This window comes from Collinsella stercoris DSM 13279, assembly GCF_020735465.1.
Taxonomy (GTDB): domain Bacteria; phylum Actinomycetota; class Coriobacteriia; order Coriobacteriales; family Coriobacteriaceae; genus Collinsella; species Collinsella stercoris.
This window is the reverse complement of record NZ_CP085935.1, coordinates 1,466,296-1,483,325: the sequence shown is the minus strand read 5'-3', so window position 1 is coordinate 1,483,325 and position 17,030 is coordinate 1,466,296. Positions and strand designations below refer to the sequence as shown.

15 protein-coding genes are annotated in these 17,030 nt (G+C 62.6%); 14 read left to right on the top strand and 1 reads right to left on the bottom strand.

The window, feature by feature from the left end; all coding sequences use genetic code 11:
- Positions 1 to 17: 17 nt before the first annotated feature.
- Complete coding sequence (locus LK434_RS06360) at positions 18 to 1,667, top strand: hypothetical protein (RefSeq protein ID WP_006720019.1); 1,650 nt, start codon at positions 18 to 20, stop codon at positions 1,665 to 1,667.
- Positions 1,668 to 1,790: 123 nt separating this feature from the next.
- Here LK434_RS06360 and LK434_RS06355 read toward each other — a convergent pair whose 3' ends face one another.
- Entirely contained in the window at positions 1,791 to 2,513 is a 723-nt protein-coding gene (locus tag LK434_RS06355; protein ID WP_006720020.1) for a UTRA domain-containing protein, read from the bottom strand.
- A 310-nt stretch (positions 2,514 to 2,823) separates the two neighbouring features.
- Here LK434_RS06355 and LK434_RS06350 point away from each other — a divergent pair, with 310 nt between their 5' ends.
- From LK434_RS06350 to LK434_RS06290, 13 genes are all read left to right on the top strand, one after another.
- Positions 2,824 to 4,416 (top strand): alpha-glucoside-specific PTS transporter subunit IIBC, encoded by a 1,593-nt coding sequence (locus tag LK434_RS06350; protein ID WP_006720022.1) that lies wholly within the window; start codon positions 2,824 to 2,826, stop codon positions 4,414 to 4,416.
- Between the two features lie 178 nt (positions 4,417 to 4,594).
- A complete protein-coding gene (locus LK434_RS06345) occupies positions 4,595 to 5,938 on the top strand; it encodes a 6-phospho-alpha-glucosidase (RefSeq protein WP_040360498.1) in 1,344 nt (447 codons plus the stop codon).
- Between the two features lie 159 nt (positions 5,939 to 6,097).
- Positions 6,098 to 6,760, top strand: a complete 663-nt coding sequence (locus LK434_RS06340) for a hypothetical protein (RefSeq protein ID WP_040360499.1) — start codon at positions 6,098 to 6,100, stop codon at positions 6,758 to 6,760.
- A gap of 141 nt (positions 6,761 to 6,901) precedes the next feature.
- Positions 6,902 to 8,167, top strand: coding sequence for a 4Fe-4S binding protein (locus LK434_RS06335; RefSeq protein WP_006720026.1), 1,266 nt, complete (start codon positions 6,902 to 6,904; stop codon positions 8,165 to 8,167).
- A 463-nt stretch (positions 8,168 to 8,630) separates the two neighbouring features.
- A complete protein-coding gene (locus LK434_RS06330; RefSeq protein WP_006722195.1) occupies positions 8,631 to 9,866 on the top strand; it encodes an IS256 family transposase in 1,236 nt (411 codons plus the stop codon).
- Positions 9,867 to 10,176: 310 nt separating this feature from the next.
- Positions 10,177 to 11,256, top strand: a complete 1,080-nt coding sequence (gene ychF, locus LK434_RS06325) for a redox-regulated ATPase YchF (protein ID WP_006720027.1) — start codon at positions 10,177 to 10,179, stop codon at positions 11,254 to 11,256.
- Positions 11,257 to 11,271: 15 nt separating this feature from the next.
- Complete coding sequence (locus LK434_RS06320; RefSeq protein WP_006720028.1) at positions 11,272 to 11,649, top strand: DUF1648 domain-containing protein; 378 nt, start codon at positions 11,272 to 11,274, stop codon at positions 11,647 to 11,649.
- A gap of 522 nt (positions 11,650 to 12,171) precedes the next feature.
- The gene (gene rsxC, locus LK434_RS06315; protein WP_227917676.1) at positions 12,172 to 13,557 is read left to right on the top strand and encodes an electron transport complex subunit RsxC; all 1,386 of its coding nucleotides are present in this window, start codon (positions 12,172 to 12,174) and stop codon (positions 13,555 to 13,557) included.
- A 4-nt stretch (positions 13,558 to 13,561) separates the two neighbouring features.
- Positions 13,562 to 14,494 carry an RnfABCDGE type electron transport complex subunit D gene (locus tag LK434_RS06310; protein WP_006720032.1) on the top strand — a complete coding sequence of 311 codons (933 nt, stop codon included), beginning with the start codon at positions 13,562 to 13,564 and terminating at the stop codon, positions 14,492 to 14,494.
- Positions 14,481 to 15,074 carry an FMN-binding protein gene (locus LK434_RS06305; protein ID WP_227917675.1) on the top strand — a complete coding sequence of 198 codons (594 nt, stop codon included), beginning with the start codon at positions 14,481 to 14,483 and terminating at the stop codon, positions 15,072 to 15,074. Before LK434_RS06310 ends, LK434_RS06305 begins: the two co-directional genes overlap by 14 nt.
- Positions 15,074 to 15,736: an Rnf-Nqr domain containing protein gene (locus LK434_RS06300; RefSeq protein ID WP_006720034.1), complete on the top strand. Its 663-nt coding sequence runs from the start codon at positions 15,074 to 15,076 to the stop codon at positions 15,734 to 15,736. Before LK434_RS06305 ends, LK434_RS06300 begins: the two co-directional genes overlap by 1 nt.
- Entirely contained in the window at positions 15,733 to 16,329 is a 597-nt protein-coding gene (locus LK434_RS06295; protein WP_006720035.1) for an Rnf-Nqr domain containing protein, read from the top strand. The genes LK434_RS06300 and LK434_RS06295 overlap by 4 nt, the downstream gene beginning before the upstream one ends.
- Before the next feature lie 13 nt (positions 16,330 to 16,342).
- A complete protein-coding gene (locus LK434_RS06290; protein ID WP_006720036.1) occupies positions 16,343 to 16,543 on the top strand; it encodes a hypothetical protein in 201 nt (66 codons plus the stop codon).
- The last annotated feature ends 487 nt before the right edge of the window (positions 16,544 to 17,030 follow it).

Below are 17,030 nucleotides of genomic sequence, written 5' to 3'. Positions count from 1 at the left end.
GAGCGATTGGATGTGAAATGGTGCGCACGAAGAGCCCCGGCCTTGTTCCACCCCCCTCCATCATTTGGCCTGTACTGCTTGTATTGAGCGCCGCATTTCTGCTTACGGGAGCCTTTACTAACGAATTGTGGTTTGACGAGAGCTTCTCAGTTGCTATGGCGACCCACTCGTTTGCGGAGATTTGGGACATTGCTGCTTTGGACGTTCACCCTGTGCTGTACTACTGGATGCTCCATCTGGTGAACGTAATTTTTGGAACGAATTTAATCGTCTATCGCGTGGTTACGCTGCTTCCAACGTTCTTGTTCGCCGTGCTGGGCGCAACGGTCGTTCGACGGGATTACGGCGATATTGCCGGTCTGCTGTTTGCCGTGATGTCCGTTATGTTGCCGCACGCCTCGTCAATGTCCGTGCAGCTTCGCATGTATTCTTGGGCTGCTTTTTCGATCGGGGCGTGTTTCCTGTGCGCGCTGCATATCAAAAAGCTTTCCGATGCAGGCGCCCGACGCCCGACGCGCCTTTGGGTTCTTTTTGCCCTAGCGAGCCTCGCCTCGGCATATTTGCATTATTTTGGTGCCATTGCCGCATTCATTATTAACTTGCTGCTCATGATTCATCTGCTGCGCGGCGTTGCGGCAAAGTCGGAAAATGCTCAATCCAACATGGGCGCATTTGTTGTATCGACCGTATGCCAGCTTGCCTTGTACGCCCCGTGGTTACTTAAACTGTTGGACCAGCTCTCCGTGGTATCAACGTCTTATTGGATTAAGCTCACGCCCGCCCGCCTTGCTCAAATGATGGTATATCCGCTCGTTTCGACCCAGATGCTCGATGAGGCTCGTGGTCTGAGCGGTGGCATGCTCCAAATGGTTGCGCTGGTGTTCCTTGCGCTTGCTGCCGCGCTTCTGCTTCTACTTGCCTTTCTGTTTATCAGGTTTTGCATGATTTCATTGAGGCCGCTGGCACGCGGGTCCCATTGTCGCGTGCAGCGCTCGGATGATTGGGCCGTCGACGTTTGGTGGGGCGTTGCAGTGTATGCAGGTACGGTGGCGTTCGCCTTGGCTGCTTCGGTGCTTCTGGCATCCCCTATAGCTGTTGCTCGCTACTTTTACGTTGCGTTGCCGCCGTTGCTGCTGGTCATCTCTATCGTTGCGGCAAAGCTTTTGGGTGTGCGTGCAATCGCCTGCGGCTGTGCGGCGCTCATCGCTGTGGGGCTATATGGCCAGGCGGTTTTTGTGGCCGCCGGGTATTCCCAGCTCAACAATGAGCCGATTGACTATCTCGAGGCGGTGGCGCACACCTACGATAACGATGGTGAGCCCACCGTTATTTCAAGTAATATTTTGTGTGCAGGAACGTATGCGGTGATGTGCGACGATGTGCCGCAGACGTTCATTGCCCCCGATACGGGTATCGGCCGCGCGTACCGCGTGTACGCGCCCGTTATGTCGTTTGCGGCACATGTCGAGGAGGTCTTGAGTGCCTCCGGGCGATTTATTGTGGTGCTTGATGAAGACAATGCGGAGGAAAACGACGTATACGAGGTCACGTCGCTTGCAGATGACCTCGTGGCGACCGGTGCATTTGAGGTGGTTGAGGGAAGGACGTTCTATCGTCCGTACGAGCGGAACAACTATACGGTTACCGTGCTTGAGCGCATGCAATGACACGTGGCTTTGGCCACAGTTGCAGCCATGCTCGCCCCCGTTTTCCGTAGGGAATGCGGAGGCGTTGCACGTGGGAAGGGGTGCGGTTGACTCGCGGACGGGTCGACGGGCCAACGCGGCAGCTTATCGCGTGCGAGTGGTGGTGGAGTACTGGGAGAAAGTCTCGGGCCGTTGACGCGTCTCGGTGTATTCGACCATGACGCCCTCAAGGTCAAATGTGTGGCTGCGCATAACCGAGACGGCGTTGAACCCATCAAGATCGATGCAGCGCTCGTCCTGCTCGGTTATGCCCTCAACGGTGATGATGCGGCGGCTTGTGGCGATTTTGATTCCGCGCTCCCCCTCTAAAAAACGATAGATGCCGCCCTCTACGATCGGGGGCGTGAGCCCCTCAACCACCGACGAGAGGTAGTAGCTTTCGTCGGTCGAGAGAGCCTTGCCGTCGGCGATGCGGACGCGCAGCACGTGCGTGAGCTCGCTTCCTGCAGGAAAGCCCGTCAGACGGGCGAGGCCTTCGTCTGCCGTGAGGTCCTCAAGTACCAGGCATCGCGTGACCGGCGTGAAATTGAGGCGCGCTGCCATCTCGTTGAAGGTTTCAAGCCCGTCGTAGCCGCGGCTTACGTCGAGCGTGGGGTCGCGGATAACGCGCACGCCCTTACCTTGCTGCGACTGCACATAGCCGTCGGACGCGAGCTCGGCGAGCGCCCGCCGTACCGAGCTGCGCGAGCAGCTGTACCTGCCCGTAAGCTCGTTTTCGGAGGGCAAAAACGCGCCATACGCAATATCGCCGCATTCGATGCGGCCTTTAAGATCTTGATAGATGTCTTGGTAGACCGATTTAGGCATGATGACCCCACGTCCGTGCGAGCTTACCTTGTTTGATCTTGTACGAACATGATACTGCAACAGGGCGCGCTGGTGTACGATCGCGCATGCCGTCGACCATCAGCATAGAAACACGTTCACCGGTAAAAACCGACCGTTCAGGGAAGGCCCCTTCTCAATAATTGACTTGTACGAACAAGTAAGCAATTATGATGCCACACAACTTGTACGAACAAGTAATCCCGTAAAGGCGCCAAGGGATGTTCGCGCAGGTGGCACGTAGCGCCCCGCAAAGGACGGGACGCACGAGAGGGGAAAGGAACTTCCTGCCATGATGCAGAAGATTCAAAAGTTCGGAGGTGCGATGTTCACCCCGGTCATGCTGTTTGCGTTTGCGGGCGTCGTGATCGGATTCGGCACGCTCTTCACGACCGAGGTCATCTTTGGGCCTCTCGCCGCACCCGGCACCATGTGGTACGGCGTCTGGAATGTCATCCTTCAGGGTGGTTGGACCGTTTTCAACCAGCTGCCGTTGCTGTTCGCCGTGTCGCTTCCCATTGGCCTCGCCAACAAGCAAAACGCCCGTTGCTGCATGGAGGCCCTCGTGGGCTATCTCACCTTCCAGTACTTCGTGAGCACGCTGCTCTCGCAGTGGGGTGGCTTCTTTGGCGTGGACTTCGCGGCCGAGGTGGGTGGAACGTCCGGACTTGCTATGATCGCCTCGATCAAGACACTCGACATGGGAATGATCGGCGCTCTTGCCGTCTCCGGCATCGTGATCGCCATCCACAACAAGTTCTATGAGGTCGAACTGCCCGAATGGCTGGGCGTCTTTGCCGGTTCCACCTTCGTCTACATCATCACGTTCTTCGTGATGCTCCCGGTTGCCTTCCTTGCCTGTCTCGTCTGGCCCCATGTCCAGGACGGCATCCGCGCCTTCCAGGGTTTCGTGGCGACCACCGGCACCTTGGGTGTGGGCGTGTTCGCCTTCCTCGAGCGCGCGCTCATTCCGTTCGGTCTGCATCACCTCATGTACAGCCCGTTCTATTATGACAATGCCGTGGTCGACGGCGGCATCTACAGCGCCTTCGCCACCGCACTGCCCCAGATCGCCGCATCCACCGATTCGCTCAAGGAGCTCGCTCCTTACGCCGCCTTCACCTGTTCCAGCTGGTCGAAGATCTTCGGTTGCCCGGGCATCGCGCTTGCCTTCTACGCCACCGCCAAGCCCGAGAAGAAGAAGGAGCTGCTCTCCCTGCTCATCCCCATTACCCTCACCGCGATCTTCTGCGGCGTGACCGAGCCCATCGAGTTCACGTTCCTGTTCATCGCGCCGCCGCTGTTCATCGTCCACTGCTTGCTCGCCTCCCTGCTCGCCATGGCCATGAACCTGGTTGGCTGCGTAGGCGTGTTTGCCGGCGGCCTCATCGAGATTAGCTCCCTGAACTTCATCCCGCTGATGGCCAACCACTGGCAGCAGTACGCCATGGGCTTGGCCGTTGGCCTGGTATTCACCGTCATCTGGTTCGTGGTCTTCCGCTTCCTCATCGTGAAATTCGACTTCAAGACCCCTGGCCGCGAGGACGATGCCGAGGAGGTCAAGTTCCACAGCAAGGCCGAATACCGTGCAGCCAAAACCGGCGAGCTCGCCGAAGGAGCCTCCATCGACGTCGACGATTCCGATCCCTACGCAGCCATGGCCGAAGCCGTCCTCGAACTGCTCGGCGGCGCCGACAACATCGTGGACGTGACCAACTGCGTGACCCGCCTGCGCGTCAACGTGAAGGACGAGACCCTCGTGGTCGACGACCGCGACTTCAAGAGCATCGGCACGAGCGGCATCGCCAAGAACGGCAAGGGCATGCAGGTCATCATCGGCCTCAAGGTGCCCAAGGTCCGCGAGCGCTTCGAAGCGCTTCTCTAGCAGATGGGGCGGCGCGGCGACGATAACACCGCACACCTCCGCGCCGCCTTCGTCTTCGGGACCCTGCCCCTCCCGCACCAAAACCGAGCAGACCGCATTTGGTACTACATGGGCGCCGCATATGGCCGCGGCGGCGCCTCCACATGAAAACAGCGGCCGGATCCAGGAGGGATCAACCATGGCTAAGTCAAGCTACGCAGTAACCATCGCCGGCGGTGGCTCCACGTTCACCCCGGGCATCGCCCTCATGCTGCTCAAAGAGCATGATCGCTTCCCCGTAGACAAGGTCGTCTTCTATGACAACGACGCGGAGCGCCAGGAGATCGTAGCCAAGGCCTGCGAAATCTACTTTAAGGAAAACGCTCCCGAGCTCGATTTCTCCTACACCACCGACCCCGAGGAGGCCTTCACCGGCATCGACTTCGTCCTCGCCCATATCCGCGTCGGCAAGTACGCTATGCGCGAGCTGGACGAGAAGATCCCGCTGAAGTACGGCTGCGTGGGCCAGGAGACCTGCGGTGCCGGCGGTATCGCCTACGGCATGCGTTCCATCGGCGGCGTCATCGAGATTCTCGACTACATGGAGAAGTATTCCCCGGACGCTTGGATGCTCAACTACTCCAACCCTGCCGCCATCGTAGCCGAAGCCTGTCGCGTACTGCGCCCCGACTCCAAGATCATCAACATCTGCGACATGCCCATCGACCTCATGGACAAGATGGCCGTCATGTGCGGGCTTAAGGATCACCGCGACTTGCAGTACAGCTACTACGGCCTGAACCACTACGGCTGGTTCACCAAGATCTTCGATAAGCAGGGCAACGACCTCATGCCCCAGATCAAGAAGCACATGGCCAAGAACGGCTATCTCGACGGCATCAGCCATGAGGAGGGACAGGAGCAGCATATCGACGAGTCCTGGATCCATACCTTCGGCAAGGCCAAGGACGTTTACGCGATTGACCCCGAGACCATCCCCAACACCTACCTCAAGTACTACACCTACCCCGATTACGTCGTCGAGACCTCTAACCCGAATTACACCCGCGCCAACGAGGTCATGGACGGCCGCGAGAAGAGGGTCTTCGGTGCTTGCCGCAAGGTGATCGAGAGCGGTACCGCCGAGGGCGCCGGTTTCGAGGCGGACGCCCACGCCACCTACATCGTCGACCTGGCGTGCGCCCTGGCCGAGAACACCGGCGAGCGCTTCCTGCTCATCGTTCCCAACGACGGCGCCGTTTCCAACTTCGATGAGACCGCCATGGTCGAGGTGCCTTGCATCGTTGGCTCTAACGGCTACGAGAAGATCTGCCAGGGCAAGGTTCCGCAGTGGCAGAAGGGCATGCTCGAGCAGCAGGTTTCCGTTGAGAAGCTGGTTGTGCAGGCATGGGTCGAGGGTTCGTACCAAAAGCTGTGGCAGGCGCTGACGCTTTCTGCCACCATCCCGTCCGCTAAGGTTGCCAAGCAGATTCTGGATGACCTGATCGAGGTCAACAAGGACTACTGGCCCGAGCTCAAGTAGTCGGCTTCTCCAAGCACCGCACCTCGCCCCTCAATCGTCGGGCGCCGCATGCAAGGCGTGCGCCCGCCTCTTTCGGGGCGATCTGCGGCACTTGGGATAGTCGTGATAACCTTTGCGGTGGCATGGTTGCGTGTTGGCGGGCGAAAGGATGTGCTGGGAGTGGCGAAGAAGACGAGGGCGCAGGTTGCGGCGGCTGGTACGAAGGCCGATTCTCGGCGCGAGGGGCATGCGGGCGTGCAGGGCCAAGTAGCTCGCAACGGAGAGACGGCGGGCGCACACAAAGCCAATGCCCCCGGCGACCGTCGATCCTGGTGGCTGCCGGCACTCGACGAGGAGAACTTGTCTGGCCGTGAGCAGCTCACGAAGCGCATCTTCACGACGGTTGAGGTCGTGCTGTGCCTTGTGCTGGTTGGAACGGTCGCGGTGCTGTCCATGGCGGGCAGTGGGCTTTCGGCCGAGGGCCTGCAAGCGACGTTCGCCGAGAACCCCGCCGCATCGATCACGCTCATCGCCGCGTGTCTGCAGCCATTCGTGGCGTATTTGCTACGGTTCGTCTACCGTCATTACGCGCAGGGGGACACGGGCTATGCCGTGTCGAACCTTATCGCGCTTCTGTGCGCCGAGATGCTCCTGCAAAACATCGTGGGGATTGCCGGTATGGCTGTGCTGCTCTGGCGCACGTGGAGGCGTGGCTCCGAGGGCCTTGGCGTCTGGCGTGCACATCGCGGCATCGGCGGGGTGCTCGTCGATATCTCCGGTGCCCTCGTGGTGCTGGCGCTCGCCGGTACCTGCTTCTTCGCGAGCACGCGCCTTGGCGCGTAGCGGACGGCAGGCGCCTTGGGCGCGCATCCGCATTTGGAACTCTCGCGAAGTGAGTCGGCGCTGAGTACAATATGGTGCTGTGAACGCGCCCGTCTGGATGGCGGGCGTGTTTTTCGGTAAATCGAGCGCAAGGGGATACGCATGGCTCAGCAGCGCGACATGTTCGACGACATTATCGATATCAGCAAGGGCATCGATGCGCTCAAAAACCCGTTCGGCGGCATTACCGACGCGCTGATCGGCACGGTGGACGATTCCAAGCCGCATTGGAACCCGGCGGATTACAAAGAACGTCCGCGTGTGAACTGCATTCCATGCCTGGCCTGCAAGTCCGACAAGAGCGGCTGCCGCGCGTGCATCGACGTGTGCCCCGTTAACGCCATCGAGATCGAGGACGGTGCCATCGACGTGCTCGACAGCTGCCGCAAGTGCGGCCTGTGCGTGGCATCGTGTCCCACGGAGGCGTTCGTGAGTCCGCGCCTGCAGCCCAAGAAGGTTTACGACGCCGTGGCTCGCGCGGCGACCGCCCACGAGACGGCCTACGTCACCTGTACGCGTGCCCTCAAGCGCATCCCGCGCGAGAACGAAGTCGTGCTTGCCTGCGTGGGCGATGTCACGCGCGAGACGTGGTTCTCCATCCTCACCGATTTTCCCAACGTGAGCGTGTACCTGCCGCTCGACATCTGCACGGCCTGTCGAAACGCCGTGGGCGAGGAGATGCTCGGCGAGGCCATCGCGACTGCCGAGGAGTGGGTCGGTCGTGGCATGGGTCTCGAGGTCGACCCGAAGGACCTTGTGTGCAACAAACGCCGCGAGTACGAGCGCAAGGAGTTCGTCGACAACATCGTGCGCCAGACGGGTCTGACGGTGTCCAAGCTCACGCCGGCGACCGCTGCCGTGGCGACCGTGACGCAGCGCATCCGCGAGCACACGAGCCGCGTGAGCGCGCTGGAGAGGACCCTCAACGCCGCGTGCGGCACCACCACGCAAAAACGCCGTCGCGTCCTCACCCAGGGGCGCCAGCTCATGCTCTCGACGCTGCAGCAACATCCCGACTTGGCCGAGAACGTGCGCGTGCAGCTTCCCGAATGCGACCATGACAAATGCACCATGTGCGGGGATTGCGTCGCGGCGTGCCCGGTGTTCGCCTGCGACCTGACTGCCAATGGGAAGTTCACCGTGGAGCCAACGTACTGCATCGGTTGCGGCCTGTGCACCGAGGTGTGCGGCGACCGTGCGCTCAAGATGGTCGAGCGCGACGGTGCCGACCTGGTCGTGCCCGATCCCGAGGCCGAGCGCAAGGCCAAGCTCGCCGCCGAGGCGAAGGCCGAATATGCCGAGGCAAAGGCCGAGGTCAAGCAAAAGCTCGGCAAGGCGCTTGACCAGATTGAAAAGCTCGGCGACTAGGATTTGAGATTCGAGCTTGCGAGCTGGTATGGGTTTCGAATTCACCTTAACGGGCCTCGAACTCTGAACTCGCCTTCGGGCCGAAGGTGGGGCAAAGTCGACTCAAAAGTGGGCCTTTCACTGTGATTGTCCAACATGGGAGGGGTTAAGAAATAAAATGTGTGGGGTTTAATTGCGCGTCCCCGAGTAGACGCGGTTTGACCGCAATATTTATCAGGCATTTCTTTTGTAAAAGCGCGCCTGTACTCGACGATTAAAAATAAACCCCACACATTTTCAATGCGGATTCATGTTTAGCGCTCAGAGGCCGGACGTGCCCCCCTGTTTGGCCTCCGACGGCCCGGACGTGGTTCCTGTTTGGGTCGCGTCCGTAAAGTGGTGTAAATAGCAAAGGCGAGCCAGAGGCCCGCCGACCAAGTAAACTTGCAATCGCCAAACCACAACGATTACTTGGAGGACGAGCATGGCTCGAATCAATCTTACACTAGACCAGGACGAGATCCTCTCCCTTCTCGCCGGCGACACCGGCGGCGCGTTCGCGGCCCTGCTGCAGAAGTCCCTGAACGCGGTGCTGCTCGCGGAGTCCGACGAGCAGCTCGGGGCGGCCCGCTACGAGAGGGCCGAGGCGCGCACCGACGTGCGCAACGGCACGAGGGAGAGGCCCCTGGCGACGCGCGTCGGCACGATCGAGCTGACGGTCCCGAGGCACCGGAACGCGCCGTTCAGGACGCTCGTCTTCGACAACTACAGCCGCAGCGAGGCCGCGCTGGTCACGACCATGGCCGAGATGGTCGTCTCCGGCGTCTCCACCGCCAAGGTCGGCAGGGTCATGGAGACCATCTGCGGGAAGAGCTTCTCGAAGCAGTGCGTCTCCGAGGCGTGCCGCGACCTCGACGCGATCGTCGGGGAGTTCCTCGCGCGGCCCATCGAGGGAGACCACCCGTTCCTCATGGCGGACGCCACCTACATCAAGTGCCGCGAGGGCCACAGGGTCGTGGCGAAGGCGCTGCTCGTGGCCATCGGGTTCACGCCGGACGGCCGCAAGGAGGTGCTCGGCTTCGAGGTCGCGGACGCCGAGACGACCGAGAGCTGGACGCGGTTCCTCGCCGGGCTGCGCCGCCGCGGCCTGTCGGGGGTCCGGCTCGCGACCACCGACGCGCACGAGGGGCTCGTCGCCGCGCTGCAGTCCGTGTTCCCCGAGGTGCCCTGGCAGCGCTGCCAGGCCCACTTCGCCCGCAACGTCGTCGACGCCGCGCCGAAGCGCCTGAGGGTCGGGCTGCGCGGCGAGCTCGCGGAGATGTTCAACGCGAAGACCATGGCGGAGGCGCGTCGCAGGCGCGACGAGATCGCGGCCGACTACGCCGGGGCCGCGCCCAGGGCGGTCGAGCGGCTCGACGCCGGGTTCGACGACGCGATGACGGTGATGGAGCTGCCCGAGGCGCTGCGGCGGGTCGTGCGGACGTCGAACCACCTCGAGAGGCTGAACGGGGAGGTGAAGAGGAGGTCGTCGGTGGTCAAGGTGTTCCCGAACGCGGACTCGATAGCGAGGCTGATCGGGGCCGTGCTCATCGAGGAGGGCGAGCGCTGGGCGGCCGGTCGCAGGCTGTTCTACTCGCCGGCCGTGAAGGAGCTGCAGGGCGTGGTCCCGCGCCTGGAGGTCATCGCGCGCGAGCAGCGCCAGCTGAGGCTCGCGGCATAGGAGAAAGCGGCGGTTGCGAATTTACACACAAAAATGGACTTGACCTCCTGTTTGGCCCCCGACGGCCCGGACGCGACTCTTTGTTTGGCCCCCAACGGCTTTTTGTTTGGTCTCGACGGCTTTTTGTTTGACACCCAACGGACTATTTCAACTTTATTGTAGTGACGAGGAGGGACTTCCTCGCGATGCCGTTCTGCGTTTCCGTTGCCTCGGTCTGCCGGGTGCGAGCTTTGTTTGCCGTTATCGGTCTATAATGGCAAGGTTTACGTATACGAACGCGCGTGTGCGCTTGGAAACATGAAGGAACCCCATGGCGCTTTCCATTGGAATCGTCGGATTGCCCAACGTGGGCAAGTCCACGCTGTTCACTGCACTCACCAAAAAGGGCGGACTCGCCGCCAACTATCCGTTCGCCACGATCGACCCCAACGTGGGCATCGTCGACGTTCCCGACGACCGTCTCCAGGCGCTCGCCGACATCGTGCACCCGGGCCGCATCGTGCCCGCCACGGTTGAGTTCGTCGACATCGCGGGCCTGGTCAAGGGTGCCGCCGCCGAGGGCGCTGGCCTGGGCAATCAGTTCCTCGCCAACATCCGCGAGTGCGACGCCATCTGCCAGGTGGTCCGCTACTTCAAGGACCCGGACGTCATGCGCGAGGTCAACCACACCGGTGCGTTCGTCGATCCGGCGAGCGACGCCGAGACCATCATGACCGAGCTCATCTTGGCCGACATCCAAACGCTCGAGAAGCAACTGCCCAAGCTCGAGAAGGAGGCCAAGCGCGACAAGGAGCTCATGCCCAAGCTCGAGATTGCCAAGCGTCTGGTCGCGTGGTTGAACGAGGGCAACCGCGCCATCACGCTCGAGATGACCGACGAGGAGCGCGCCGCCGCCAAGGGGCTGTTCCTGCTCACGATGAAGCCCATGCTCTACGTGGCGAACGTGGACGAGGATATGCTCGCCGAGGACCTCGATCCCATCGACGGCGTCAAGCCCATTCCCATTTGCGCAAAGGTGGAGGCCGAGCTTTCCGAGCTCGATCCCGAGGAGGCGCAGATGTTCCTTGCCGACCTGGGCTTGGAGCGCTCCGGTCTCGAGGTGCTCGCCCAGGCTGCCTACAAGCTGCTGGGGTTGCAGAGCTTCTTTACCGCGGGTGAGATGGAGGTTCGCGCCTGGACCGTGCGCCAGGGTGCCACGGCCCCGCAGGCAGCCGGCGTGATCCACACCGACTTCGAGCGCGGGTTCATCAAGGCCGAGACCATCGCCTTCGACGATTACATCGAGCTCGGTGGCGAGCAGGGGGCCAAGGCTGCCGGCCGTCTGCGCATGGAGGGCAAGGACTACGTGATGCATGACGGAGACGTGGTGCATTTCCGCTTCAACGTGTAGCAAAAGGGGTATGTGATGTTCTCGTTTGGTAAGCAAAACGGCGTCAAGGCCGCGTTGGCCCTGGTGCTCTCGTTCATCCCGCTCGTCGCGGTTTTCATGGTCTTTCCGCAGTTGGGTGATCAGGTGCCCATGAAGGTGAGCTCCGCGGGCGAGGTGCTGCGCTGGGGCTCTAAATGGGAGCTCGTCTTGCTCCCCGGTCTTGGCCTGCTGGTGTCTGCCGCCACGATCGTCGTGGGTTTGCGGAACGCGAAGAGCTATCGTGACGATGCGAATCTCGCCGCCTTGACGTTCCAGCGCGCCGCCCGCAGCGCCTTGGTCCAAAGCGTGGTCTTTGTCATCGCGACGGCGATTATCCTGTACGGCGTTTTTTCCGGCACGGGGATCGGCATATAGCTCGATCGCGGTGCATGGCGCTCGAAAGGCCCCAATGACGGCTCGCTCCGTTGTTGGGGCCGCTTGCGTATCGCGGGTGCTTAAAGATGTTGCCGCCTTGGGGACGGAGGCCGTTTGCCGTTCGGCTTCGGAAGCCGCTTGCCACTTGGGCGCCGGGGCTGCCCGCTGGAGGCGCCGGAAGCCATCTCACTTCGGCGTCGCCCGTCGTCTGCCGCATGGATGCCCGATGCCGCCCAGCGCACGCGATCCTGCGGTTTCCTGCTGCGCGATGATTGGTGGCCGCCCGTCATGTGGCGCCGGGGCTGCCCGCCGTCTGGGCACATGAAGTTACCCACTGTGCGCACGCGGGAGCGCCCCGCCGCTCGCGATGAATGGCGTGATAAAACGTTTCAAGCTGCATTAATCTGCTCATTGGCACCCCATATAGGGGCGAAACCCGTTACAATTTTTCCCTAGGTATGCGCCGTGGCCGCGCCTTTTGCGGGGCCACGCACTGTTGGGGGAGATATGGAAGGGAAGCCAATGTTCTCTCTGCACAAGACACGGGGTGGCGTGCATCCGCCCCAGTGCAAGGACATGCGGGATTTTGCCTGCACGTCCATCACGCCGCCCGAGCGAGTGCTCATTCCGCTGAACATGCACATCGGCGCGCCGGCAAAGCCGGTGGTGAGCGAGGGTGATCATGTATATGTCGGTACGCTGATCGGCCAGGTTGAGGGGCTTGGCTCGCCGATTCACGCGAGCGTCTCCGGCACCGTGACCAAGGTGGCGACCGAGCAGCTGCCCACGGGCGCCACCGCCCCCGTGGTGGAGATTGTCTCCGACGGCAAGATGGAGAGCGACCCGGAGCTCAAGGCCCCGGAGTATCGCACCAAGGAGGAGTTCATCTCCTGCGTGCGCGACTCTGGCATGGTCGGCCTGGGCGGCGCGTCGTTCCCCACCTGGTTCAAGATGCGCGCTCCGGAAGGCAAAAGCTTCGAGTTCCTCGTGGTCAACGGCATGGAATGCGAGCCCTACATTACGAGCGACTATCGCCAGATGATGGAGCACTCCGAGCGCGTGATCGACGGCGTGTTCCGCGCCCTCGAGGCGCTGGAGATCCCCGCCGCCGTCATCGGCGTCGAGGACAACAAGCCCGAGGCGATTCTCGAGCTGCAGCGCGTGGTCAAGGAGAAGGGTCGCGAGGACCGCATCGAGGTCATGTCGATTCCCACCAAGTACCCCGCCGGCGGCGAGAAGGTCCTCATCAAGGCCACGACCGGCCGCGATGTGCCCGCCGGCGGCCTGCCCATCGATGTGGGCTGCCTGGTGGTCAACGTGACCACCATCTCCCGCGTGGAACAGTATTTCCGTTACGGCATGCCGCTCACCTGCAAGACCGTCACGGTCACGGGCGACTGTATCGCCAAGCCGGGCAACTACCGCATTCCCATCGGCATGAGCGTCCGCGATGTCATCGAGGCCACGGGCGGCATGGTCAAGGAACCCAAGAAGATCATCATGGGCGGACCGATGATGGGCCGCACCATCACCGACATCGACTGCCCAATCATCAAGGCGAACAACGCCATCGTCGTCCTGCACGACGCCGCCGTCCTGCCGGACGAGACCGCCTGCATCCGCTGTGGCCGCTGCGTGCGCGCCTGCCCGCTGTCGCTGTCGCCCTTTGCGCTCGACGGCGCCTCCCGCAGCCATGATGTGGTCGCGCTCGACGAGTTTGCCGTCATGAACTGCATGGAGTGCGGCTCCTGCGCGTACGTGTGCCCGGCGCACCGCCGCATCACCGCGGCGATCCGCGAGGGCAAGGCCGTGTACCGCGGCGAGGTCGCGCGCCTGACCGCGCCGGCAAAGCCCGTCGCCCCGGCCAAGCCTGCCGCTCCGGCCCCGTCCGAGAAGAAGGAGGCGTAAGACCATGAACCTCATCAACGAGGCGTCGCCTCATTTCCACGGCAAGGGCTCCACGCAGTGGATCATGGGCATGGTGTGCCTGTCCTTGCTGCCCACGCTCGTGGCGTCTGTGTTCCTGTACGGCCTGGGCGCCCCGCTGCTCGTGCTCGTGTGCGTTGCCACCGCGCTCGTGACCGAGCACGTGTGCTGCAAGCTCATGCACCGCGAGAGCACCGCGGGCGACCTGTCCTGCGTGGTCACCGCCATGCTGTTCGCCTTCACGTTGCCCGCCGACTGCGGGTACTTCCCGGCGATCCTGGGCACCGTGTTCGCCGTCGCGGTGGTCAAGATGCTCTTTGGCGGCATCGGCTGCAACTTCGCCAACCCGGCGGTCGCCGGCCGCGTGTTCATCATGCTCGCCATGCCCATCGCCCTGGGTGCCTACCCCGACATCATGGGTCGTCCGCTCGACGCCATCACTGGCGCCACCCCGCTGGCGATGAACGCCGCGGGTGCCGAGCCCTACAGCTACCTGGATATGATGTTCGGCCTGCACGCCGGTGCGCTCGGCGAGACCTGCATCATCACGCTGCTCGCCGGCTACGTGTTCCTGCTCGTGATGCGCGTGGTCGACGCATGGGCCACCGTGCCGTTCATCGCCACCGTCGCCGTCATTACCGGCATTGCCGGTCGGGACGCGCTGTATCAGGTGCTTTCCGGCGGTCTGGCCCTTGGTGCCTTCTACATGGCCACCGACTACACCACCACGCCCATGACGCCGAAGGGCAAGATCATCTTCGGCATCGGCTGCGGCGTCATCACCGCGCTCGTGCGCCTGTTCGCCGCCGCCCCCGAGGGCGTGGCGTTCTCCATCCTGTTCATGAACATGTTCACCCCGCTGATCGACCGCTACACGCGTCCTCAGCCCGCTGGAGGTGTGAAGCATGCCCTCGTCTAACAAGTGCCCGATGGCCCGCCGTCGCAACGGCGCCATCTTCTCCGCATGCGCGGTCCTCATCGTCGCCCTGCTGTGCGCGGGCGTGACCGCCGGCGTCCACTACGGGCTCGGCGACGCGTTTGCCGCCTCCGACGCCGCGCTCGATGAGGCAAAGGGCGGCGCCCAGCGCAAGCTGCTGTTCCCCGATGCCACCTCGTTCGAGGCCCAGTCCGCGCCCGCGGTCGAGGGTCTCAACTCCGTGTACAAGGCCGACACGGGCGCATGGGTCTTCGACGTGACCTCCGCTCAGGGCTACCACGGCGACGTCGAGCTCATGGTCGGCATCAACGCCGACGGCACCGTGGCGGGCCTGCAGGTCGTGGCCGAGGACGAGACCGACGGCATCGGCACCAACGCGCTGACCGAGGAGTACTTCGGCGGCTTTGCCGGCACTGCTGCCGCCGGCGAACTCACGGTCGACGAGGCCGGCGCGGGCCAGACCCACGTCGACGCCGTCTCCGGCGCCACCTTCACCTCACGTGCCGTGGTCGACTGCCTGAACATCGCCTTTGCCGCCTACGCCCAGATGGGAGGCAACTAATGGCTCTGAACGAGAATATCGTGCGCGAGCAGGACGCTCGCATTTCCAAGATGGTCCACACGCCTACGTTCCTGGTTGTTGCCGGGGCCCTGCCGGGGCTTTTTGTGGCGACTTCGTTTGAGAACGGCCTGATGATCGGCCTGGTCACCGCCGCTGCGATCGTGCTCATGGCCTCGCTTGCGCCGCTCTTGCGCTGCTTTACGAGCATGTGGTCGCGCGTTCCGGTCATGCTCATGGTGAGTGTGACCGCAGCGACGCTGCTCGGGTTCGCCGTCCGCGTGGCCAACCCCGTAGTGTTCGAGTCCCTCGGCATCTACCTGCCGCTTGTTGCGGTGAATGCCCTGGTGGCGGCGTGGATCGCGAGCGACGGCCTGACGGTCGCCCCGGCTAAGACGCCGCTCATGACCGCGATGTTCGCCGCTGCCATGGTGCTGGCGGCGCTTACCTTCGTCGGCTTTATCAACGGCATGCTCACCACCGGTCAGGTCTTCGGCCTCACCATGGGCGAGCTGGCCGCCTCGCCGATCGCCGCCTTCGGCAAACCCACGGGCTCGCTTTTGGTGCTGGCGCTCGTCGCCGTGTTCGTCCAGTCCGTCGAGCAGGCGTGCGCCAAGGGCGCCGCCGCCGACGAGGATTCCCTTAAGGGAGGTGAGCGCTCATGACGTTCCTCAACGCGCTGTTTACCGCAGCTCTCGATAACAATCTGGTGTTCGCGCAGCTCATCGGCATGGTGTCGGTGGTTTTGGTGGCTGGCCGTCCGCAGGATTCTTTCCGCTTTGGCGCCATGATTGCCGTCGCCACCGCCGTTGCCGGTGCCCCGGGTTGGCCTCTCTACACGCAGCTCATGCAGCCCTGGGGCGTTGCGTACCTGGCGCCGCTCGCGTACGTGCTGGTGAGCTGGGCCGTCATCGTGGTCGTTGCCACGATCCTCGGTGCCGGCAAATCGGTCGCCGAGCGTGAGCGCCTGCTGCGCGTGTGCCCGATCGTGGCCTGCAACGCCGCCGTTCTGGCCGTGTCCCTCGGCAACGCCGCCGTTGCCGATACCCTCACGTGGGATGCCGCCCTGGGCAGCTCGATCGGCGCCGGCCTGGGCGTGCTCCTCGCCGTGGTGCTGTTCGCCTTCGTGCGCGACCGCATCGACGAGCGCCTGGTGCCCGCCGCCTTGCGCGGTCTGCCCATCACGCTCGTGACCGCGTCGCTCATGGCTCTGGCCTTTACCGGTGTTGCCGGTATCGCCGGTGGCCTGTTCGCGTAAGGGGGTTTGCGTGATGTTCGAATCCGTGTTCTACACCGTCGCCCCGATGCTCGTCGTGGGCGCCGTCGCAGTTCCCGTCGCACTCGTTTTGTCCGTGTGCGCTGGCGTCCACAAGTACGCCGAGTGGCGCGCGTACAAGGCCGCCCGTGCCGCCGAGGCCGAAGCCGATCTTGAGGCGGACGCCGCTGTCGAGGTGGCCGACGCCGCCGAGTAGCTTGCCACAGACTGCCAATAGGTTTTCTTTTCGGAGGGCGTGGGCGTTTTTGCCCATGCCCTCCATTGCTATGATTGCGGTGCGTTGATTAAGTTGGCGGAAAAGAAATGGAGGATATGAACGGCTGAATCGTTCATATCCTCCATCTAAATGGCGGTTCATTGGCTCCTGTGGAGCTTATGAACGAAGTGACCGTTCATATCCTCCAGAAGTGAAGCCCGGCACGATGCGCACGACATGGAGCCTCGGAGGGCTATCCAGAGGGAAAGGAGCCCCCGAGCACCTTTTTCTATCGAGTGCTCCTTGCCAACCTTCCGGCGTTTTACACCCTATACGTTGTCCTGCTTGCCGCGGCCATGATCGCCATCGCGTATGCGTAGTAACGTGTTTTCGCAGGCGATTGATGGTGTTAAAGGATTTCGACTCTGCCAGTTCGTGTCAAACGGAATATGGGCTCATCGTGTGGGGGTAGACTCTGCGTATGGTT